20 protein-coding genes are annotated in these 21,582 nt (G+C 67.1%); 11 read left to right on the top strand and 9 right to left on the bottom strand.

Features of this window, described 5'->3' with window-relative positions; genetic code table 11:
• Nucleotides 1-11: 11 nt before the first annotated feature.
• Complete coding sequence (locus ACZ9GM_RS04495) at nucleotides 12-1,070, bottom strand: alpha/beta fold hydrolase (protein ID WP_291475864.1); 1,059 nt, start codon at nucleotides 1,068-1,070, stop codon at nucleotides 12-14.
• 110 nt (nucleotides 1,071-1,180) lie between these two features.
• On the opposite strand from ACZ9GM_RS04495, the gene ACZ9GM_RS04490 reads away from it, so the two are divergent.
• The 3 genes from ACZ9GM_RS04490 (at nucleotide 1,181) to ACZ9GM_RS04480 (ending at nucleotide 4,430) form a co-directional block, all read left to right on the top strand.
• Entirely contained in the window at nucleotides 1,181-2,941 is a 1,761-nt protein-coding gene (locus tag ACZ9GM_RS04490; protein ID WP_291475866.1) for a penicillin-binding transpeptidase domain-containing protein, read from the top strand.
• Nucleotides 2,942-3,003: 62 nt separating this feature from the next.
• Nucleotides 3,004-3,582: an META domain-containing protein gene (locus ACZ9GM_RS04485; RefSeq protein ID WP_291475868.1), complete on the top strand. Its 579-nt coding sequence runs from the start codon at nucleotides 3,004-3,006 to the stop codon at nucleotides 3,580-3,582.
• Nucleotides 3,579-4,430, top strand: coding sequence for a Cof-type HAD-IIB family hydrolase (locus tag ACZ9GM_RS04480; RefSeq protein ID WP_291475870.1), 852 nt, complete (start codon nucleotides 3,579-3,581; stop codon nucleotides 4,428-4,430). The genes ACZ9GM_RS04485 and ACZ9GM_RS04480 overlap by 4 nt, the downstream gene beginning before the upstream one ends.
• Here ACZ9GM_RS04480 and ACZ9GM_RS04475 read toward each other — a convergent pair.
• Nucleotides 4,411-5,871, bottom strand: coding sequence for an aminotransferase-like domain-containing protein (locus ACZ9GM_RS04475; RefSeq protein ID WP_291475872.1), 1,461 nt, complete (start codon nucleotides 5,869-5,871; stop codon nucleotides 4,411-4,413). The genes ACZ9GM_RS04480 and ACZ9GM_RS04475 overlap by 20 nt on opposite strands.
• Here ACZ9GM_RS04475 and ACZ9GM_RS04470 point away from each other — a divergent pair.
• The 3 genes from ACZ9GM_RS04470 to ACZ9GM_RS04460 all read left to right on the top strand — a co-directional run bounded on the left by ACZ9GM_RS04470 (nucleotide 5,870) and on the right by ACZ9GM_RS04460 (nucleotide 8,694).
• On the top strand, nucleotides 5,870-7,153 hold the full coding sequence (locus ACZ9GM_RS04470; RefSeq protein WP_476037338.1) for a pyridoxal phosphate-dependent aminotransferase: 1,284 nt from the start codon (nucleotides 5,870-5,872) through the stop codon (nucleotides 7,151-7,153). The genes ACZ9GM_RS04475 and ACZ9GM_RS04470 overlap by 2 nt on opposite strands.
• A 142-nt stretch (nucleotides 7,154-7,295) precedes the next feature.
• Complete coding sequence (locus ACZ9GM_RS04465; RefSeq protein ID WP_476037337.1) at nucleotides 7,296-7,736, top strand: META domain-containing protein; 441 nt, start codon at nucleotides 7,296-7,298, stop codon at nucleotides 7,734-7,736.
• 154 nt (nucleotides 7,737-7,890) lie between these two features.
• The gene (locus ACZ9GM_RS04460) at nucleotides 7,891-8,694 is read left to right on the top strand and encodes a hydroxymethylpyrimidine/phosphomethylpyrimidine kinase (RefSeq protein WP_291475877.1); all 804 of its coding nucleotides are present in this window, start codon (nucleotides 7,891-7,893) and stop codon (nucleotides 8,692-8,694) included.
• 103 nt (nucleotides 8,695-8,797) lie between these two features.
• On the opposite strand, the gene ACZ9GM_RS04455 is transcribed toward ACZ9GM_RS04460, so the two are convergent.
• Genes ACZ9GM_RS04455 through ACZ9GM_RS04445 form a run of 3 tightly spaced genes read right to left on the bottom strand, consistent with a single transcriptional unit; the run spans nucleotide 8,798 to nucleotide 9,987 of the window.
• A complete protein-coding gene (locus ACZ9GM_RS04455; RefSeq protein WP_476038311.1) occupies nucleotides 8,798-8,929 on the bottom strand; it encodes a DUF2716 domain-containing protein in 132 nt (43 codons plus the stop codon).
• Between the two features lie 13 nt (nucleotides 8,930-8,942).
• Nucleotides 8,943-9,155, bottom strand: a complete 213-nt coding sequence (locus ACZ9GM_RS04450) for a hypothetical protein (RefSeq protein ID WP_291475879.1) — start codon at nucleotides 9,153-9,155, stop codon at nucleotides 8,943-8,945.
• Nucleotide 9,156: 1 nt separating this feature from the next.
• Nucleotides 9,157-9,987, bottom strand: a complete 831-nt coding sequence (locus ACZ9GM_RS04445) for a DUF4261 domain-containing protein (protein WP_291475881.1) — start codon at nucleotides 9,985-9,987, stop codon at nucleotides 9,157-9,159.
• A 436-nt stretch (nucleotides 9,988-10,423) separates the two neighbouring features.
• Here ACZ9GM_RS04445 and ACZ9GM_RS04440 point away from each other — a divergent pair, with 436 nt between their 5' ends.
• Together ACZ9GM_RS04440 and ACZ9GM_RS04435 are read left to right on the top strand one after the other, a co-directional pair.
• Nucleotides 10,424-11,155, top strand: coding sequence for an ATP-binding protein (locus ACZ9GM_RS04440; protein ID WP_291475882.1), 732 nt, complete (start codon nucleotides 10,424-10,426; stop codon nucleotides 11,153-11,155).
• An 82-nt stretch (nucleotides 11,156-11,237) separates the two neighbouring features.
• Nucleotides 11,238-13,097: a BCCT family transporter gene (locus ACZ9GM_RS04435; protein WP_291475985.1), complete on the top strand. Its 1,860-nt coding sequence runs from the start codon at nucleotides 11,238-11,240 to the stop codon at nucleotides 13,095-13,097.
• A 6-nt stretch (nucleotides 13,098-13,103) separates the two neighbouring features.
• Here the strand turns inward: ACZ9GM_RS04435 and ACZ9GM_RS04430 are convergent, their stop codons facing one another.
• A complete protein-coding gene (locus ACZ9GM_RS04430; RefSeq protein ID WP_291475884.1) occupies nucleotides 13,104-14,048 on the bottom strand; it encodes a 2-dehydropantoate 2-reductase in 945 nt (314 codons plus the stop codon).
• A 45-nt stretch (nucleotides 14,049-14,093) separates the two neighbouring features.
• Here ACZ9GM_RS04430 and ACZ9GM_RS04425 point away from each other — a divergent pair, with 45 nt between their 5' ends.
• Nucleotides 14,094-14,603 (top strand): phosphoribosyltransferase, encoded by a 510-nt coding sequence (locus tag ACZ9GM_RS04425; RefSeq protein WP_291475887.1) that lies wholly within the window; start codon nucleotides 14,094-14,096, stop codon nucleotides 14,601-14,603.
• Here ACZ9GM_RS04425 and ACZ9GM_RS04420 read toward each other — a convergent pair.
• Nucleotides 14,600-16,039 (bottom strand): amidase family protein, encoded by a 1,440-nt coding sequence (locus tag ACZ9GM_RS04420; RefSeq protein ID WP_291475888.1) that lies wholly within the window; start codon nucleotides 16,037-16,039, stop codon nucleotides 14,600-14,602. The genes ACZ9GM_RS04425 and ACZ9GM_RS04420 overlap by 4 nt on opposite strands.
• Nucleotides 16,040-16,065: 26 nt before the next feature.
• Nucleotides 16,066-17,781, bottom strand: coding sequence for an FAD-binding dehydrogenase (locus ACZ9GM_RS04415; RefSeq protein ID WP_291475890.1), 1,716 nt, complete (start codon nucleotides 17,779-17,781; stop codon nucleotides 16,066-16,068).
• 197 nt (nucleotides 17,782-17,978) lie between these two features.
• Between ACZ9GM_RS04415 and ACZ9GM_RS04410 the strand changes: the two genes are divergently transcribed.
• Complete coding sequence (locus ACZ9GM_RS04410; RefSeq protein WP_291475892.1) at nucleotides 17,979-19,367, top strand: MFS transporter; 1,389 nt, start codon at nucleotides 17,979-17,981, stop codon at nucleotides 19,365-19,367.
• A gap of 205 nt (nucleotides 19,368-19,572) precedes the next feature.
• The gene (locus tag ACZ9GM_RS04405; protein WP_291475894.1) at nucleotides 19,573-20,247 is read left to right on the top strand and encodes a DedA family protein; all 675 of its coding nucleotides are present in this window, start codon (nucleotides 19,573-19,575) and stop codon (nucleotides 20,245-20,247) included.
• Here the strand turns inward: ACZ9GM_RS04405 and ACZ9GM_RS04400 are convergent.
• A complete protein-coding gene (locus tag ACZ9GM_RS04400; protein ID WP_476037336.1) occupies nucleotides 20,241-21,512 on the bottom strand; it encodes a class I SAM-dependent methyltransferase in 1,272 nt (423 codons plus the stop codon). The two genes, ACZ9GM_RS04405 and ACZ9GM_RS04400, sit on opposite strands and share 7 nt — an antisense overlap.
• Between the last annotated feature and the right edge of the window lie 70 nt (nucleotides 21,513-21,582).

Below are 21,582 nucleotides of genomic sequence, written 5' to 3'. Positions count from 1 at the left end.
AGGACCAGACTCTACGACGTCTCCCTGCCGAAGAGTTCACCGAGGGCGGCATCCACCTGTTCCATGTAGGTCGGCGAGAGGTTGAACAGACCGAGGTGGCCGGCGATGTCGTCGATCACGTGCAGCTCGCTACCGGGAATCAGGGCCTGCTCAGCAGCACAGTCACGGACCGGGAAGAACATGTCCTCGCTGATCGGCATGACGTAGGTGAGCGCCGTGACCCGGCCCAGGGCGGCGGCGAGATCACCGTCGGTGTGCCGGGAGACGTCACCACGCTGCCACTTCCACGCATTGTTGAGCAGCGTATTCGGGTCCATGGACATGAACAGCGGGTCGAGGAAATCCGCCAGTGCCGATTCCGCCGACTCCAGCCCGAGCCCCTTCCATGCCTCCTGTTTCCACCACTCAGTGGAGAAGCCCATCGCCGCCCACAGGTGGGACTGACGGCGAAGACCGTCGGCGACCTCGGTGTGCGAGGAGTACTCGCCGCCGTTGAAACCCGGATCCGCCGTCACGGTCTCGTTGAGCGTCTCGGTGAAGATGAAGTCGTGTGGCGTGTTCTTCGCGGTGCCGGCGATCGGTGCGGCCCGGTGCACCTTGTCCGGGAAGCGCACAATCCACTCATAGGTCTGCTGGGCTCCCATGGAACCACCGACGACGGCGAAGAGCTCCTCGATGCCGAACATCTCACGCAGCAGACGTTCCTGGGCGACAACGTCGTCACCGATGCGCACGTCCGGGAACTTCGACATCGCGATCGAGGCGTCCCGCGTGTTGAACGGGGAGACCGACATCCCGTTGCCGATCTGGTTCACACTGATGATGAAGTACGTCGACGGGTCAAGTGCGTGCCCTTCCCCGATGTAATGCTGGAACCAGGTGCCGTGGGTACCGGAGTACCAGGTGGGGATGAGGATGGCGTTCGACCTGTCCTCGTTGAGTTCACCGGCGGTGGCGTAGGCCAGCCAGCAGTCCTCGATCACTCCCCCTTCCTCCAGCTCCAGGCGCCCGATGGAGGCGGTCTCATAGGGCCCCTGGGTCTCGGCGGTGTAGAAGGCGTTGCTCAGCATGAAACGGTGGTCCTTCCGGTCGGAGAGTAACTGTGACTGACCTCACGATGTTGCCGACGAAAGTACACCGTTGCTCTGCCGGGCGCCACCGTCATCCGTAGCCTGGACCCATGTCTCTGCTGACCCGGTCCCCCGCGTCCCTCGCCGCAGCCGCCGTACTCACGGTCTCCGCGGTGGCCCTCTCCGGTTGCTCGATGCCGTGGACGGATTCCCCGACCGACAGATTCCTCTCCGCGGTCAACGAGGGGAACTGGGCGGACGCCGCCTCCGACACCACCGATCCGGAAGCCGCGGAAGCGTGGCTGACCGGCATGGAGGAGTCCATCGGCGAGACGACCCTCCACCTCGACAACGACGACGGCTCCACCACCGCCACCTGGACCGTCCCCGCCGGTGACGAAGTGACCTCCACCGGCACCCTGTCCACCGGCGACAGTGACAAGGTCGCCTGGGACCCGACGCTGTTCTCCGACGATCTCACCGCAGACTCGACCCTCACCTATTCCGACGACCGGAACTACGGACTGCAGGTCCTCGACCGCCGCAACGACCCCCAGCTGTCCTGGACACCGGTCACCGTGGTCACCGCCACCGACGAGACCGACCTCAACGCCGTGGCGGACGCCGTGCGTCCCGCGATCCCGGACTTCGACACCGCCGACGCCGAAGCGCAGATCAGCGATGCCGACGGAGAAGTGGCCCTGTTCTCCCTGCGCGCCGAGGACTGGGACAGGGTGAAGGACGCCATGACCGGCCTCCCCGGCGTCTCGACCCGTGAGGACGGACGCCTGCTGCCGGCCTCGGCGTCCTCCTCCCCACTCGACGGCGGCCTCACCGACTACTGGACCGAGAAACTCGACGACACCGCCGGCTGGACCCTCGCGGTCGCCGACGCCGAAGGCACTCCGGCCACGGTGCTCGGCCAGAAGGACGCCGACCAGGTCGATCCGGTCCACACCACCATGGACCTCGGCATGCAGGCCGCGGCGAACCGTGTGCTCGACGGGGTGGACCAGCCCGCATCCATCGTCGCCATGTCGGTCTCCACCGGCGGAGTCCTCGCCGTCGCCCAGAACGACGCCGCCTCCGCTGAGGGCACACCGGCACTCACCGGGCTTTTCCCGCCCGGATCGACATTCAAGACAGTCACCACCTCAGCCGCCCTGGCCCGCGGCACCGTCCACGCCGATGACACGGTCTCCTGCCCGGCGAGTGTCGATGTCGACGGTCGCACGATCCCCAACGACCACGACTTCGAACTCGGCGAGGTGCCGCTGCACACCGCCTTCGCACAGTCGTGCAATACGACCCAGGCACTGATCTCCCGTGACCTGGAGCCCGATGACCTGAAGAACACCGCGGCACAGTACGGCCTCGGTGTGGACTTCGACGCCCCGGGCATGACCTCGGTCACCGGCTCGGTGCCGACCACCGACCAGGGTGCCGCCCGGGTGGAGTCCGCCATCGGGCAGGGCGAGGTCGTCGCCTCCCCCTTCGGCCTGGCACTGATGGAGGCCTCGGTCGCCAACGGCGGAACGATGGTCACCCCGTCCCTGGTCACCGGGGAGAAGACGGAAGCTGACCAGTCTCCGGAGCCGATGGATCCGGCGGTGGTCGAGTCACTGCGGTCGATGATGCGGGAGACCGTGGAATCGGGCACGGCGTCCCAGCTCAGTGACATCGACGGGCTCGGCGGCAAGACCGGCACCGCCGAGGTCGACGGCGGCCCGGCCCACGGGTGGTTCGTCGGCGTGGTCGGCGACGTCGCCTTCTGCACCTTCATCTCCGGGGCAGACTCCTCCACCCCGGCCGTGGACCTTTCGGGCGAGTTCCTGCGCGACGAGGCCCTGTCGGAGGTCACCACACAGTAGACGTCCGGCGGAGTCAGAAGACATGGCAGGGGACATGGCACAGAACATGGCAGAGTAGAAGCATGAACAGACGTCTTCTGACCGCACTGCCCGCCGTCACGCTGGCGGTGTCCCTCGCCGCGTGCAGCGACTCCGACGACGATGCGGCGGAGAGCAACACAACCACCACAGCGACCACCAGCTCAGCGGCAGATGACAGTTCAGCTGCGGCACCGACGTCACCGAGTGCGGTACAGCCGGAGGAATCCACCGGCGAAGCACCCGACGACAACACAGAGGAGCCCATGACCATGCCCGGACACCCCGACATCCCGATCGTCCCCGGTACCGCGGATGCCTACACCGGCTCCTGGCGTGACCCGGACGGCGGCGCACTGGTCACCTTCGCCGATGACGGCAGTCTGACCGGTACGGACGGTTGCAACCGCTTCGTGGCGAAGTGGGCGCTGGACTCCGGGTCCGGTGGCGAAGGGTCAATGGCCACCGTGGAGCCCTTCGCCACCACGATGATGGCCTGCTCCGGCCCGTGGAGCGCCTGGATCCTGTCGATGCACGAGGTGCATCATGAGGGGGACCACCTCTCGGTGACCAACGAGGGCGGCATCGAACTGGGTGAGCTGATCCCCGCGGACCCCGCGTGAGCGACCTGACCGACGGTGCACGCCCGGCACCCCGGCTCATCGCCACCGACCTCGACCGCACCCTGCTCGACAGTGCCGGCGGGGTGAGTCCGCGAACCCGGGAGGCACTTGACGCCGCGGCGTCCGCCGGGATCCACGTCGTCCCCGCTACCGCCCGCAATCCGGTGGGACTGCGGCACCTCCAGCCGATCCTCGGCTTCGACCAGTGGGCGCTGTGCAGCAACGGTGCCTTCGGGGTACACCTCACCACCCGTGAACTGCTCTTCTCCGATGAGGTCCCGGCCGAGGTCATCGCACGGTTCGTCACGGTACTCGATGCCGCCGTGCCGGGGGTCCGCTATGCCGCGGTCCGGGAGGGCGGGGAGCGCTTCGTCGCCCAGGACGGGTACGCCGATCTGGCGACCTTCTCCGACCACAAGCGCGACCCCTCGACGATGCACGGTGAGACCCTCGACGTCGTCACCGGGGAGTCCGCACTGAAACTGGTATTCCGGCACGAGACTCTCGGAAGCCCGGATCTCTACGCGATCACCCGCGGGCTGGCGGACTCCGGTGAACTGGACAGCGGTCAGTTCGAGATGACGCTGTCCGGCGCTCCGTTCGTCGAGGTCATGGCCGCGGGAGTGTCCAAGGCCTCCGGCCTGGCGCAGCTGTGCACCCGGTTGGGTGTGGACCGCTCCGAGGTGCTGGCCTTCGGAGACGGGCTCAACGACCGGGAGATGCTCGCCTGGGCCGGCCACGGGGTCGCCGTCGCCAATGCCGAGGACGTGGTGAAGGACGTCGCCGACGAGCTCACCACCTCCAATGACGATGACGGCGTCGCCCGGATCATCGAGTCCCTGCTCTGAGCTGTTCCCTCAGCACCTCCCCGAGGATCTGCACGGCCTCGCCGTAGCGTCCGGGCTCCGGGCCAGCGAAGTTCAGCCGCAGGAACCGGCCGGTCGGCTCGCTCGGGAAGAGATCGTCGCCACCGGCGATGATCACGCCCCGGGCTTCACAGCCGGTGACGAGCCGGACGAGGTCCGTCGCGTCCGGTAGTCGCAGCCACAGGTTCAGGCCACCGGTGGGCACCGCGGTCAGCTCCGCCTCGGGAAGATGCGTCCTCACCGCGGTGACCAGCAGGTCCCGCCGGTGTGCGAGACGGTCCGGCAGCGTCCTGAGGTGACTGCGCCAGGCGGGCGTCCCGAGGACGTCAAGGGCCGCGGCCTGGAGCAGCGGGGAGACGTACATCGCCGAGGCGCCGACGTTGCCGAGGATCCGCTCGCGCACCGGACCACGGGCGATGACCGCGCCGACCCGTAGCGCCGGAGACAGTGACTTCGACAGGGAGCGCAGGTAGATCACCCGGCCGGAGTCGTCACCGGCGGCCATCGGTGACAGGGACGCCGCCGCGCCGTCGATCGCGAAGTCCCTCGCCCAGTCGTCTTCGACAAGGAAGGCGCCGTGCCGTGCGACGACCTCGAGGATGCGGCTCCTGGTCTCCGGGGACCACACCGCCCCTGTCGGGTTGGTGAACCTCGGCTGGGCGTAGAACAGCCGCGCCCCGGTCCTGGCGAAAATGCGGTCCAGATCGGTCGGATCGGGGCCGTCGGGGCCCGTGGGCAGCGGAACCATCCGGACGCCGGTCTGCCGTCCGGTGAGTACCGCGCCCCAGTAGGTCGGAGATTCCAGCACCACCGGCTCACCTGGTCCGGAAACTGCACGGAAGATCGCCGAGAGCCCCGACTGTGTGCCCGGCAGCACCGTGACATCCGTGGCGGTGACCGGTGTGACGCCAGGTGGGGTCTGTGCAGCGAGGTCCTGGGCGAACCAGTTTCGCAGTTCCTGCAGGCCGGCACGCGGCGCGGCAGTCACCGCGGCGTCCGACCGGGCAGCACGCCCCAGGGCCTGCCGGACCGCTTTCTCGGGCAGGAGGTCCCGGCCCGGGTATCCGTTGTGCAGCGCCACCGCGTCCACCGGGGTAGGACGCAGCACCCCGGAGGCAGGAGTGGACCGGAGCCCACCAGGTACCCGCCCGGCAGTCTCCCCCAGTGCCCCGACCTGCCAGGAGAAGTCGGTCGGGCGGACGCGTCGGGTCTCCGATGCCGAGGCGATGAAGGTGCCGACCCCGGGGCGGGTCTCGACAAGGCCTTCAGCGGTGAGGGCGCGCAGTGCCTCCTGGACGGTCACCGGGCCGAGTCCGTGTTCTTTCGCCAGGGCCCGGGTGGAGGGCAGGCGGGTGCCCGGTGCGCGTCCGGCGATCCAGGTGTGGAGTTCTGCGGTCAGTCGCGAACTGCTACTGTCAGACATGAGAAACCATGATAGCGCTATTGCAAATGGCGCAGAACCGCTACTGCGCCCGGTACGGCAGTCCTCGAAACTCCGCAACGTCCTCTACGAGATCCGTGGGCCGGTGGCCGACCGTGCCACCGCTTTGGAGCGCGAGGGCGCGGATATCCTCAAGCTCAACATCGGCAACCCCCAGCCGTTCGGGTTCACCGCTCCCCCGTCGATCGTGGAGCGCATGGCACACACTCTCGACGTCTCCCACGGTTACTCGGACTCCCGCGGACTGCCGGAGGCGGTGGAGGCCGTCATCTCCCGCTACGCCGCCGCCCCGGACTTCCCGGAGCTCGACCGCGACCAGGTGTTCCTCGGCAACGGGGTCTCCGAACTGATCACCATGACCTGCCAGGCACTGGTGGACACCGGCGACGAGATCCTCGTCCCGGCTCCTGACTACCCGCTGTGGACCGCCATGGTCACCCTCGCCGGCGGCACTGCCGTGCACTACAGGTGTGACGGGTCCGATGACTGGAACCCGGATCTCGCCGACATGGAGGCACGGATCACCGACCGGACCACGGCAATCGTGGTAATCAACCCGAACAACCCCACCGGTGCGGTCTATCCGCCACATATCCTGCGCGGCATCGCAGACATCGCCCGGCGCCACTCCCTGACCCTGCTCGTCGATGAGATCTACGACGTCATCACCTATGACGACTCCACCCACACCCATCTCGCCGCAGTCGCCCCCGACGTACTGACACTGACCTACTCAGGCCTGTCGAAGTCGAGCCGGTTGGCCGGCTACCGCGCCGGGTGGATGGTGGTGACCGGTCCGACGGAACACGCCGAGGACTTCCTCCACGGACTCAACCTCATGGCGTCCACCCGGCTGTGTGCGAATGTGCCGGGCCAGCAGGCGATCGTCGCCGCGCTGGGTGGTACCGAATCCGAGGAGGACGCCGACCTGTCGATCGGTGGGCTGACCGCCCCCGGTGGTCGACTGTGTCGCAGCCGGGACGTCGTGGCGTCCTCGTTGACCGCGATGGACGGGGTGAGCTGTGTGACGCCCCGCGGGGCGCTCTACGCCTTCCCACGGTTGGATCCGGAGATCCACCAGATCCGGGACGACGAACAGCTGGTCATGGACCTTCTGGAGCGCGAGCATATCCTGCTGGTCCACGGCACCGGCTTCAACTGGCCCACCCCGGACCACCTGCGCATCGTACTGCTGCCTGAAGAGACCGTGCTGGGCACGGCAATGGAGCGCATGGGGAACTTTCTGGCGTCCTACCGGCAGTGACGTCGGCCTGCCCTCACCGATATGTGACAATGGTTAACGATTCGCCGGGATACCGCGATAGCAGTAACTGAGACGTCGGTCACACCGGCATCCCGTGACCGGCGTCAACTGTCTCCGACCGCCATGAGGAGTGGCAGGAACAATGACACACACCACCCATCCCCGACTTACCCGTCGGGTCGTCACCGGCACGGCCGCGGTCGTCGCCGCAGTGGGACTCGCCGGAGTCCCCGCAGCCACGGCCGCCCCCGCCCTGCCTGACGCCACCTCACCGCTTGCCGAGGGGTCACTGTCCTCGCTGCCGAGCCTCCAGTTCGCGGGACGTTGGGTCGACGTGAACCCGGCCGGCAACGGTGAGTTGACCTTCCACAACGGACGGGTCTCCGGCACCGACGGCTGCAACGGCATCGGCTCGACCTACACCGTCACCGGCAACGTCGCCCACGTCAACCCGTTCATGTCCACCATGATCGCCTGCGACAACCAGTGGCTCGGCGGGGTCAAGACCGTCGACCACTTCGGCGTGGTCACGGTCGTCCGCGGCCAGGACGGCCAGATCATCGGCCTGCTACGTCCGGCCTAGATCCCCGGCTCTGATCGCCCGGAGATCTACCTTGCTCGCCGTGATCTGCCTTTACCGCAGGTCACGGCGGTTCATACTGTTTATCCGGTTCATGCGATGTAGCCCCGGGCGTGGCGGAACACTCCGGACCCTCAGCGTCACTTACGATTGGCCTATGTCTAACCCCCCCATCGCATTCGTCATCGCCGGTTCCGAAGCCACCGGCGGCGCCGGCATCCAGGTCGACCTGAAGACTTTCCAGCAGCTCGGCGTCTACGGCGTCGGTGCCCTGTCCTGCATCGTCGCCTTCGACCCGAACAACGGGTGGGGCCACCGCTTCCACCCGGTCGACCCGGAGCTCATCGCCGAACAGTTCGAGGCCGCTCTGGCCACCCACTCGGTCGAGAACATGAAGACCGCCAAGGTCGGCATGCTCGGTACTCCGGCGACCATCGAGATCGTCGCCGAGAAGCTCGCGGAGCGTTCCTGGGAGAACCTGGTCCTCGACCCGGTGCTGATCTGCAAGGGCCAGGAGCCCGGCGCGGCGCTGGACACCGACAACGCCCTCAAGGAGAAGGTCCTCCCGCTGGCCACCGTCGTCACCCCGAACGTCTTCGAATCCCAGAGCCTGTCCGGTATGGAACGCATCGAGACCGTCGAGGATCTCGAGGAGGCAGCCAAGCGCATCGGCGAGAAGGTCCCCTATGTGCTGGCCAAGGGTGGCGTCGAACTGCCGGGCGAGGACGCCGTGGATGTCCTCTGGGACGGCCACGAGATCACCCGGTTCGCCGTCCCGAAGGTCGGCGAGCAGCGCGTCTCCGGTGCCGGCTGCACCGTTGCCGCTGCGCTCACCGCGGAGCTGGCCAAGGGCAATGACGTCGCCACCGCCGTACACGTCGCCAAGGACCTCGTGACCCGCGGCATCGAGTACCGCGTGACCGCGAACACCCCGTTCGACACAGTCTGGCAGGGCGCGTAGTCCCTTCCACTCTCCGACTCGGGCGCTCCAGACTGTTCTGGCTGTTCAGGACCACCCTGGAGCGCCCGAGTCATGTGAGCGGCGGGTCGGCAATCGACAACACTCAGAGAACCTGCCGCGCGGGAAGCCGGCTCGCGAGATCCGCACCCAGCGTTCCGACCAGATCGCACCCCCAGATGGTGAGTGACTGCTGCCACGGATAGCCGAAGGTACCCCACCGCAGGTCACGGGTCATGTGCATGCAGTAGTCACCGTCCGGCCGCCTGCACAGCAGCGTAACCTGCCTCATAGCGGGCCGGACCGACTCCGTAAAGAGGCGACAGACCGACGATCAGCGATCCGGCGGGAAGTCTGATCGCCGATGCCGAGCCGTCATAGAAGTTGGGACGGAACTCGGAGCTCTCCTCGAACCGTTCCCAGAAAGGCGCGTCGTCCCTGATCTCCCGCCAGACGTCGGTCACCTCACATCCTGATCCGGAACGCCGGGACATTCTGGTCGACGACCCACGGCTCGGCGTGCAGAGTGAACAGTTCCTCGGCATTGCGGCCGGTGGACTGCCCGTCGGCGAAGGTACCTTCCTCGAGAACGAGGTAGGCCGAGGTGTCCATGAGGTACATGAACAGGTCTTCCGGCGAAATGGAGGCGTTCACCACCTGCAGCTCCGGGTGCCCCAGCGCCCAGAGACCGTGGGTGTAGCCGGAGAAACCGTCCTTCTCCGGGCGCAGCCAGGCCGACACCCACAGCGGCCACGGGGTGGAACCGAACTGGCCGGTCACGACCTGCTGGAGGAACGGCAGGCCGAAGGTCGCCGCAGCAGTCCCCGAGTAGTAGCCGACGAGGCCGGGCAGGCGGGACAGAGCCATCGTCAGCATCCCGTGGACACGCGCGGCGACAAGCTGGGTCTGTCGTGCAGACAGGTCGGCGACCTGCTCGGCGGGCTCCCCGGTGAACTCCGGCGGCACGGCGACGAGGATCTGTGCCTTGTGCGTGGAGATGCGGTCGCGGTCCTCACCCTGGCAGTAGAGCTGGTGGGCGTTGGACTCCGCCTCGTGGTCCGGGACGGGTGTGTCGATGAGGGTGAGGAAGGCGGTGGCCCCGAACTTCGCGATCCGGACTTCCAGAATCCCCTCTTTCCCTGCGACCGGTTCCATGGTGACGCCGAGGTCACCGGGCACATCGGACACCTGGGCCATCACGTCGTCCCGTGCAGGAAGCTCCTCGAACAGCAGGTCACCGAGCATCAGGTGCGGTTCGAACGTGGCGGACGGTACGGAGGTGTTCTCGTCAGACATGGTCGCGAGGGTACCTGAGACGCTGTGGTGCGCTGAGAAGGGTCAGTCGAGTCCCGGCTGATCGCGTCCTGCAGTCCGAGGAAATCCAGGAGGTACGGGTCTGCTCGATGACGGTCGCGGCCTGGGCGAAAAGGTTCATGAATGGCTCACTTGTTCCAGGAGTCACCCCCCACCGCCGGTAAAATGGACAGGCTACACCACCACAACACCCGAGGAGCCGGCGATGACCACGCCTTCCCACTGATCTTCAGCAGCCTGGGAAAAGTCGACGTCGGCCCCTGCTGCCCGACCTGACGCCCACCGGCCTCGCATGGCAGCAGTACCTCACCGAGCCGACGCCGGACGGCGACCCGGCCGCCAACGAGACCCTGCTCGGTGCCTACGTGGAGTGAATCCTCCGGCACCGGCGATCCTCCGCTGTGCCACAATCGTCCCCATGCCGATGCATAACGGGGACCAGAACACCTTCCAGGTCGACCTCGGCGGAGTCGTCGACCTGCTGAGCCGCCACATCTACTCCGGCCGTCGGGTCTACCTCCGCGAACTTCTGCAGAACGGGGTGGACGCCATCGCCGCCCGGCGCGAGACCGACCCAGCCGCTCCCGGCACGATCAGCATCCGTCCCCTCACCGCGGACCGGGAGACCTTCAGCCTCACCGACACCGGTACCGGTCTGACCGCTGACGAGGCCCGTGATCTGCTCACCACGGTCGGCCGCACCTCGAAGCGCGACGAATTCGGTCTGCAGCGGGAGGGTCGCCTCGGTCAGTTCGGCGTCGGCCTGCTGAGCTGCTTCATGGTCGCCGACGGCATCACCATGATCTCCCGCGCCGCCACTCCCGGCGCGTCGGCCATCCGGTGGACCGGCTTCGCCGACGGCACCTTCGAGCTCACCGAACTGACCGCTGAACAGACCGAGGCCCTGCCGGTCGGCACGACCACACATCTGACGCCGCGTCCGGACGAGCGTTCCCTGCTCACCGAGGACGCGGTGGTACGTACCGCCCCACAAGGCTCAATGCCGGCCGACAGCGACTGGGTCGCTCCCCCTTCGATGTCTGCTGCGAGTCACTGTCTCAGGCGACAGCGGAACTGGGTCGGACGGCAGATTCCGAGAGGTGGATGCAGCAGGCCCGGGAGCATGCCACTAACCTGGGAGAATGACTGAACCAGATTCACCTGACAGTCCGACCGCCCGTACCTCCGACCCCGCGACACGCCGGGGTGCGGTAGGCCTCTACCCCGATGACATGCACCCCGGGCTCGTCCCCGGAATCAGCATCGATGAACAGCGCAACAGGTTCGGCCTGGACAAGGTGGTCTTCGGCATCACCGCCACCCTCATCCTCGCCTTCATCATCTGGGGTGTCACCAGCCCTGGCTCAGTGGCCTCGGTGTCGTCGTCGATGTTCTCCTGGGCGATGGAGAACACCGGCTGGCTGCTGAACATCGTCATGATCATCGCCCTGATCGTCATGGTCTACCTGGCATTCTCCAGGTTCGGTGCGATCAAGCTGGGTAAGGACGACGAGGAGCCGGAGTTCTCCCGGTTCTCCTGGATAGCCATGATGTTCGGTGCCGGCATCGGCGTCGGCATCTTCTTCTTCGGCCCCTCCGAGCCCCTGTCGTACTACATGTCGCCGCCGCCACACACCGTCGACGCCGACACCCCCGAGGCCGTCCACCAGGCGATGGCCCAGGCCCACTTCCACTGGGGACTGTCCCCGTGGGCCCTCTACGCGCTCGTCGGCGGTGCGCTGGCGTACAGCACCTACCGCCGCGGCCGGGTCTCCCTGCTGTCCTCGGTGTTCCGCACCCTGTTCGGCGAGAACCAGACCAACGGCTTCGCCGGACGACTCGTCGACATCATGGCGATCATCGCCACCCTCTTCGGTACCGCCGCCACCCTGGGCCTGTCGGCAATCCAGATCGGCACCGGCGTGGAGATCGTCTCCGGGGCCGGAAAACTGGCCAACAGCGCCCTGATCGTCATCATCGCGGTGCTCACCCTCGCGTTCATCATCAGCGCCGTCTCCGGCGTCTCCCGGGGCATCCGCTACCTGTCGAACATCAACATCACCCTGACACTGGGTCTGATCCTGTTCGTGTTCCTCGTCGGACCGACACTGTTCCTGCTCAACCTCGTACCCTCGGGTGTGGCGTCCTACGCCTCCGGCCTCATCGAGATGATGGGCAAGTCCCTGTCCTGGGGCCAGGACACCGTCGACTTCCAGGCGTCCTGGACGGCGTTCTACTGGGCATGGTGGATCGCCTGGACCCCGTTCGTCGGCATGTTCATCGCCCGCATCTCCCGCGGCCGGACCCTGCGGGAATTCGCGACCGTCACCACCCTGGTGCCGACTGCGATCCTCATCCTGGCCTTCACGATCTTCGGTGGTACCGCCATCACCCAGCACCGCAACGAGGCCGACGGCATGGCCGGGGACGCCTCCTCGGAGCAGATCCTGTTCTCCATGTTCGACAACCTCCCCCTGGCACAGATCACCCCGTGGATCATCATGTTCGTCCTGGCGGTCTTCTTCGTGACCTCCGCCGATTCGGCGTCCGTGGTCATGGGCACCTTGTCGGAGAGGGGCAATCCCGAGCCGCGCAAGTACACGGTCGTCTTCTGGGGCCTGTGCATGATGGGCATCGCCGTGGTCATGCTGCTCGCCGGCGGCGAGGACGCACTCAGCGGTCTGCAGAACCTGACGATCCTCATCGCCATCCCGTTCTCGGTGGTCCTCATCGGTCTCATCGTGGCCTTCCTCAGGGACCTCGGTACGGACCCGGCGGCGATCCGCCGGAACTACGCCGAGACCGCCATCCACAATGCAGTGGTCAAGGGTCTGGAGGAGCACGGCGACGACTTCGAGCTCTCTGTCGGACGCGCCGAAGAAGGTCACGGCGCCGGTGCGGACTTCGACTCGACCTCCCAGGAAGTCACCGAGTGGTACCAGCGCACCGATGAGGCCGGCAATGCCGTCGGCTACGACTACGACTCCGGCGAATGGGCCGACGGCTGGACGCCGGACGACGATCGCCGTGACGACATCGGGGACGAGGACGCCGACGGCGATCCGGCCACCCCGGGAGTGAACCGGGACTGACCCGCGTCAGCTCAGGCGCAGCTGCAGCAGTCCGTGGACCAGGTCGAGATGCGGGGTGTCCGCTCCCCCGTTGTCGCCGGCCCGGATGATCGCACCGAGCTGGGAGTCGAGTTCCCCGGCGATGCCCTCGGTGATGTCGCGCTGCATGGAGCTGGTGGCGTCCTCAGGCTGGGCGTCGATGAAGGCCATGGTGCGGGCGACCGCGTCCTCCCGCAGTTCCACGCCGGTGGCCCGTGCCGCGGCGTCCGCCTCGGTGACCATGCCCTCGAGGCTGGACCGCAGGGTGGTGCGAAGTACACCGATCGGCTGCTGTGCCACCGCTCCGAGTGAGCCGAAGCAGGTGACGAACATGGCCTTCTCCCAGATGTCGCACCACAGGTCGTCGCGGACGATACCGGTGATCCCTGCGCCGGTGAGTACCTCGGCGAAGTCGGCGAGAGCGGCGTCCTGCGTACTGCCGGTACCCTCCCACAGGCCGACGGTAAAACTGGCCAGCGGCGGAACGAAGCGCACCGTCGCCGGACCGGTGTGGATGAAGTAGCCGCGCACCACGCCGGGCCAGGTGCGGTCGGCGCCCACGGCGTCGGCGACCAGGCGGTGGACCTCCACCGAGTTCTGGGTCGTGGCGATGACCGGACGACCGGGAATACCCTGCACCAGCGCGGCGATCTGCGCCTGTCGCTCCACCAGAGTCACGCCGGTGGCCTTGACTGCCAGGAAGACCACGTCGAGGCCCCCGCCTCCGGAGGTGGTGAGCTCCGCCGGGGACGCCGCGGTGTGGACGGGCACGAACTCCGGTTCCTCCCCGTCGATGTCGACCCGCAGCCCGTCGGCACGGACCGCGTCGAGTGCTGCTCCCCGAGCCAGGACCGTGACCTCGTGACCGGCCCGGGCGAGCCGCGCACCGAAGAATGTACCGACCGCGCCGGCTCCGATGATTCCGATTCGCATGTCCACCATCTTAGGAATGCGCCGGACACGCTACCATGAGACCCCATGAGCCCCACGAGCAATGAACGCGAGATCCTCACCTACGAACTCTTCGGCGACGCCATCAAGGAACTGGCCCAGGAGATCGTCGACGACTACAAGCCCGACCTGATCCTCTCCATCGCCCGCGGCGGCCTGCTCATCGGCGGTGCCCTCGGTTACGCGATGGGCGTGAAGAACGTCTCCGTGATCAACGTGGAGTTCTACACCGGTATCGGTGAGACTCTCGAAGCTCCGGTGATGCTCCCGCCGACGCCGGAGGCTGTCGACCTGTCGGGCATGAAGGTCCTCATCGCCGACGATGTCGCCGATTCCGGCAAGACCCTCGAGCTCGTCCAGCAGTACTGCGCGGAGACCGTCGTCGAATCGCGCACCGCGGTGATCTACCACAAGTCCCGGTCGATCATCACCCCGGACTACGCGTGGAAGAAGACCGACCAGTGGATCGACTTCCCCTGGTCCGACTTCCCGGTGATCACCCCGACCGGTGCGGCCACCGGACCGGACGCCAGCTAGCGCGTCGCGTCCGCCTCCCCGGCGTTCAGCGACGTCTCCAGCTCGGCGGACAGCGCGACGAGGCGTTCCTCGCTGTTGTCCGGCCCGACAAGCTGCACGGACAACGGAAGACCGTCGCTGCCTACGCCCGTGGGGACGGACGCGGCGGGAAATCCGGTGACGTTCCACATCGCGGTGTAGGCCACCGGCCCACCGGCGGCGAGCAGGGTCCGTACCGCTCCCATGCCTGCGATGGCGTCCGCGGCTCCGGGACGGTCGGGCACCGTGGGGGTGAGCAGGACATCCACGTCTCCCCAGACGTGATCCAGGGCGCGCGCGATCGTCCGGCCCTTCTTCTCCGCCCACCGGTGGACCGGGCGGCGGACCCAGGCACCCGTCCGGACGACGGTGCGGGTGCGGCGTTCCAGACGTTCCGGGTGCTCGACCCCGTCCTTCTCCGTGCGGATACCGGCGAAGAACTGGGGGATGAAGGACGCCGTGGGGTCCGGGTAGTGCGGGTCATACTCTGTGACGGCGTGTCCGGCCGAGTGCAGCAGATCAGCGGCATGGTGGACCGCCGCCGCATGCTCGGGGTGGAGCTTCCCGGTCTTCGCCGGCGGGGTGAGGCACACGCCGATGCGTAGCCGTGGTGCCGCAGCCGCTCCGTCGACCGCATCGACCAGTGACGCGACAGGTTCGGCACGGTAGGCGTCCCCGTCGACGTTCCCGCTGACCAGGTCGTAAACCAGGGCGCTGTCCCGCACGGACCGGGTAAGTGGGCCGGTGGTGCCGAGTGCGTGCCACAGGTGCGGGTTGGGGGATGCCGAAACCCTGCCGCGCTGAGGTTTGAGGCCGAACAGGCCGCAGTTCGCCGCCGGGATGCGGATCGATCCACCACCGTCGCCGCCGAGGGCGACGGGGACGAACCCGGCGGCGACGGCAGCTGCCGAGCCGCCCGACGAACCGCCGGGCGTCCTGGACTGATCGTGCGGATTGCGCGTGACTCCGTATCCACTGGTCTGCGTGTAGGGCCAGGCTCCGAACTCGGGCATGCGGGTGACACCGATGATGACCGCCCCGGCGTCCCGCAGCTTCTGCACGACAAGGGCATCCGCGGTCGCCGGGGTGGAGTTCGCCCGGGTACCGAAGGTGGTCACCACACCCATGACATCGATCTCGGCTTTCACAGCCACCGGAATGCCGTGCAGTGGGCCGCGCTGGGCCGGGGTGAGTCCGTCGAGCGCACGGGCAGTGTCCAACGCCTCCTCCGCCAGGACGGCAGAGAAGGCGTTGAGGTCCCGGTCGTACCGGGCGATGCGTGTCAGGGCCGCCCGCACACCGACCTCTGCCCCACCTGGCACCCCGGATCCGCGATCCGGGTCATCGGTGAGGGCGGCGACGTGGTCGCGCCAGTCGTGTGCGTCAAAGGTGTGCCAGGGAATCTCCGGGGTACTCATCCCCTGAGGCTAGCGGCAATGCCTGCTCAGCGCCGGAGGACGCGGACCTGCACCCCGAGTGCTTCGCCGACCCGCTTGCCGGAGTGGATGCAGCCGCCGAGGAAGGTCCCCTCCAGGGCGTTCCGGCCGTGCATGCCGCCACCACCGAAACCGGCGACCTCACCGGCGGCGTAGAGCCCGGGCAGCACCGATCCGTCGGCGTTCAGGCAACGTCCCGACAGGTCGGTCTCGATCCCGCCGAGAGTCTTGCGGGTGAGGACGCGCAGCCGCACGGCGATCAACGGTCCGTGCTTCTCGTCGAGCAGCCGGTGCGGGGAGGCCGCGCGGACGATCTTGTCGCCGAGGAACTTCCGCGCGGTGCTGATGTAGTTGACCTGGGCGTCCTTGCTGAACTTGTTGTCGATCTGACTGTCACGGTCCTCGACCTGGCGACGCAGGTGGTCGACGTCGATCACCGGGGCATCCGGGTTCTCGGCGAAGGCCAGCTCATTCATACCGGTGACGAGAGCGTCGAGGTCGTTGGCGATGACCCAGTCCTCGCCGTGGTCCATGAAGTTCTGGACGGCGACGTGCATTCCCGGTCCCACCTTGCCGAGGAGCTTGCGGAACTCCTTGTCCGTGAGGTCGGGGTTCTGCTCTGAGCCGGAGAAGATGAACTCCTTGCCGGCGATGGACTTGTCCAGGACGAACCAGCTGTAGCCGTGACCGGTGCGTCCGATGTGCGCCAGGGCCGCGAGGTTGTCGGAACCGGGGAAGAGATTGGTCGGCAGGCGGTCACCGGCGGCGTCGAACCAGAGCGAGCTCGGGCCGGGGATGATCCGGATGCCGTGGTTGGGCCAGATCGGGTCCCAGTTCTTCATGCCCTCGGTGTAGTGCCACATCCGGTCGGTGTTGACGGTGGATGCACCCGCCTTCTCGGAGATACCGATCATCCGTCCGTCCACGTGTGCCGGGACGCCGGTGACCAGACCCTCCGGGCACTCGCCCCAGCGGTCAGACGGCCAGGACTTCCTGACCAGGTCGAGGTTGCCGCCGATACCGCCGGAGGTGACGACGACCGCAGCACCCCGGATGGCGAAGGTGTCGACGACCTCACGGGAGGATTCGATGCCGCGAGCGAGATCGTCACAGGGCTCGAGAATGCTGCCCTTGACGCCGACGACGCGTCGGATGCCGTTGGTGTCCCCCTCGACGGTGAGCTCGTCGACGCGGTGACGGAAGGCGAAAGTCACCCGACCCGCCTTCTCCGCCTCGAGCAGCGGTTCCCGGAAGACCCGGACGACCTCGGGACCGGTACCCCAGGTGAGGTGGAACCGGGGCACAGAGTTTCCGTGGCCGGAGGCGTCACCGCTGCCGCGCTCGGCCCAACCGACGGTGGGCAGCACATTGAGGCCCAGACCTTTGAGGTAGTCGCGCTTCTGGGTGGCGGCGAAGTGAACGTAGGCACGACCCCACTCGCGGGCCCAGTGATCGTTTCCGCCGGGGTCGGTGTCCTCGTAGTCGGCGGAGTTCTCCCAGTCCCGCCAGGCGAGATCTTCGGAATCCTTCACACCCATGAGCCGCTGTTCGGGGCTTCCGACATAGAACAGTCCGCCGAGGGACCAGAAAGCCTGTCCCCCGAGGTTGTTCCGGTTCTCCTGGTCCAGCACCAGGACTTTGAGCCCTGCCTTCTGTGCCTCATAGGCGGCGACCATGCCGGCGAGTCCACAGCCGACGACGATGACATCAGTTTTCTCTCCCATGGCGAACTATCCTATGGGTCACCTGCACACCCTGCAGCAAGTTAACTTTATTCACCCGAATTCAGTTTCAATCTCATACTTTAAGAACTTGACGCTCACATTGTGGGAGGGTATCTTCCCATCCATTGGCTCTGGCGTCCCACAGTGTGGGAGACCGCCGGAGCGTACCTGACCCCCGAAGAGAAGCGCCGCGAAGAATGACCGATACCCTCCAGCAGACCCCACCGCCTGAACCCTCGACCGGCGGGACCACCGACCAGCCCCGGACGAACGGCAACACCCGCGGGCGGGTGATCATCGCGTCCACCATCGGCACGACCATCGAGTTCTACGATTTCTATGCCTACGCCACGGCCGCCGTCGTCGTCTTCCCCGACCTGTTCTTCCCCAAGAACGAGAACTCCACCGTCGGACTGCTCGCCTCCCTGGCGACCTTCGGCCTGGCATTCGTCGCCCGCCCGCTCGGCTCGATCCTCTTCGGACACTTCGGCGACCGCATCGGACGCAAAGCCACACTCATCGGCGCGCTGCTCACCATGGGTATCGCCACCTTCATCATCGGCTGCCTGCCGACCTACGACCAGATCGGCCTGTGGGCCCCGGCTCTGCTGGCCCTGCTCCGCTTCTGCCAGGGCATCGGCCTCGGCGGCGAGTGGTCCGGCGCTGCCCTTCTCGCCACCGAGAACGCGGAGAAGGGCAAGCGCGCCCGCGCCGCCATGTGGCCCCAGCTCGGAGCACCCTTCGGATTCCTGCTGGCCAACGGCCTGTTCCTGCTGCTCGTCACGATCATGAACCACACCGACGGCGATATCGAGGGCGACTTCCTCTCCTGGGGCTGGCGCGTGCCCTTCCTCTGCTCCGCAGTGATGGTGGCCATCGGTCTGTGGGTCCGCTTCAAGCTCGACGAGACCCCGGTCTTCCAGGAGACCCTCGACAAGGGCGAAGACGTCAAGGTCCCGACCAAGGAGGTCTTCCGCATCGCCTGGAAGGAAGTCATCCTCGGCACCTTCGTCATGGTCTCCACCTACACCCTCTTCTACATCGTGACCACCTGGTTCCTGTCCTTCGGTATCGGCGACAAGGACGAGGGCAAGGGGCTGGGCATCGAGTACGAGCACTTCCTGGTCATCCAGCTCATCGCCGCCCTGTTCTTCGTGATCGGTATCCCGATCGCCGGCTACCTGGCGGACACCATCGGCCGGAAGAAGTTCCTGACCATCGCCTCGTGCTTCATCCTGGTCTACTGCTGCGCCTTCCAGCTCTTCCTCGACCCGGACACCGCCACCGAACTCACCGCCGGCGTCTACCTCTCCCTCGGCATGCTGTTCATGGGACTGGTCTTCGGCCCGATGTCCGCTGTCCTCCCGGAGATGTTCCCCACCAACGTGCGCTACACCGGCTCCGGTATCGCCTACAACTTCGCGTCCATCCTCGGTGCCGCCATCGCACCGTTCATCGCCGTAGCCTTGGCCACCAGCTACGGCCCCTGGGCCGTGGGCGTCTACCTCGGCGTGGTCACCCTGATCTCCCTCGTCGCCATCCGTCTCATGCGGGAGACCAAGGACATCGACCTCTACAGCGTCTGATCCTGATGTCTGATCCTGATGTCTGATCCTGATGTCTGATCCGGACATCAGATCCCGTCAGCTGACCCCTCGTCACTTATCGGGCCCCGGAAGCACGGTTTCCGGGGCCGGTGGCCTACTCTGGGTGACGTTTCATTTCGCCGGGGCGGTCGACCAGCCGCTACCCAGGGCGTCCCCTCCCCTGACAAAGCGAGGCCATCGCTGCATGTTCGACGTTGACAACCTGCTGAGTTCCTTCGGGCTCGCAGGAATCCTGATCATCATCTTCATGGAGACCGGAATTCTCATCGGGTTCATCTTCCCCGGTGACACACTTCTGTTCACCGCCGGGATCATGGCAGCGTCAGACAACCCCTTCGCCCCGCTGTGGGCGTTGTGCCTCTGCATCCCGGTGGCCGCCGCCATCGGCGACCAGGTCGGATACACACTGGGACGCAAATACGGCAGGGCCGCGCTGGAATCCCGCGTCCTCAACTGGATCGGTCCGGACGCCGTGACGAAGACCGAGGGATTCTTCGACCGCTACGGTCCCCTCACCGTGTTCATCGCCCGGTTCATCGCCGTCGTCCGCACCCTCGCCCCGCTCGTCGCCGGCATCGCGAAGATGCCCCGCGCGATTTTCACCTTCTGGTCGGTGCTCGGCTGTTTCGCCTGGGGAGCCGGCATCACCGCGCTGGGCTATCTGCTCGGCGGAATCCCCTTCGTCCGCGACTACCTGGACCTGATCATCATCGTGGGCGTCGGCGCGGTACTTCTCCCCGTCGCAGTGAAGGTCATCCGGATGCAGCTCCACGCCCGCCGCGAGCGCCGGGAGATGTCCGGACGGCTCACCGCCGACGGCGGTGCCGGAGACACCGTCACCGACGCAGAGGATCAGTGACGGCGGAGAATCAGCTGGACACAGTCCAGCGCATCGGCGTCCACCAGGGCCTCATGCAGCGCCAGCTGGTACTCCCACAGCCGGCGGTACACCGGGTCAAAGCCTGCGGCGGCCGCCTGCCGCTCGCGTGAGGTGAACACCGCCCGCCACAGGCCCAGAGTCAGGGCCAGGTGCGACCCGGTATGGATCTCACGGAGGAGTTCCAGACCGGCCTTGTTGGCCTGAGCGGTCATCCGTGCCGTCGTCGGGTACCTCAGGGCCGGCCATACATAGGCACGCATGACATCCAGACTATGCGCCACCACGTCGTCCGCCAGATCAGACCCTTCGGCGTGGACGACCGACTGGATCACCGCGATGCCGTCGCGCGCCAGCATCCGCTCCACCGCGCCGAAGAACTGCCCGAGACCGTCGTCCCCGAGGGTCTCGGCACGCTCCACGCTGAACACCGCGTCATAGGTGCCCGACCACTGCCGCGGTGACGGCACCATGCCACGGACCGTCTCGACGCGCACCGCACCACCGACACCGGCGGCATGGGCGCGCGCCCGGACGACGTCAGCGTGATCGGGATCGGAGGTCAGTACATCGACGCGGGCACCGCGGCGCGCCGCGATGACCGCCAACGCCCCGCCACTGCTCGGCAGTTCCAGCACCCGGTCGCCGGGGCCGGTGCGTGCCATGTCGAGCATCCGGTTGATCCGGTGGACCTGCGCATCGTCGAGGTCGGCCCGCTCCACCAGCGACGGGGCGTCCATCCAGCTCTCCACGACGGGGGTGACCCGGCCGAACTGGGTGACGTCATGCGTCGAGGAGGTCCGCGTTCCCGAGGCGAACAGGGCCGAGCCGGTCGCCCGGGTCTCCCCCGTGTACAGCTCCACCAGAGCGTCCGGGAGTTCCCCGGTCCCCACCTCGCCGAAATCCCGACGCCTGCGCCGCGAGATCAGGGCGCCGAGCCCGCTTTCCAGCGGCTGCGACAGCAGGACGCGCAGAACCTCCGGCAGCGGATCGGCGATCCACTCACCGGCCATGTAACCCTCCGCCAGGCCGAGCCAGCCGTCCGCCACGATCCGGTCCAGGACGAGACCGTCCCGGACGACGAACCGCGGACGTGCACCCGGGGTGAGGGCTATGCCGTTGTCCCGGGTCAGTTGTTCGAGACGTTCCCTCAACCGCACGGCGCGCGAACCGAGAAGCGTAGCCTCCGGGCGCCGGACCAGATCCGGCCACCGCTCGGGGTCGATGAAACCCTCGGACACCGGCATCTCCTTCCAGATTCTCTCGCCAGATTCTCTCGCCAGATTCTCCCGATGCCGGCGCCCGGACACTGACCGG

It is taken from the genome of Corynebacterium sp. UD i78, assembly GCF_056280545.1.
Note: the sequence above shows the minus strand (reverse complement) of the source record. Positions and strands in the feature narration are given on the sequence as shown.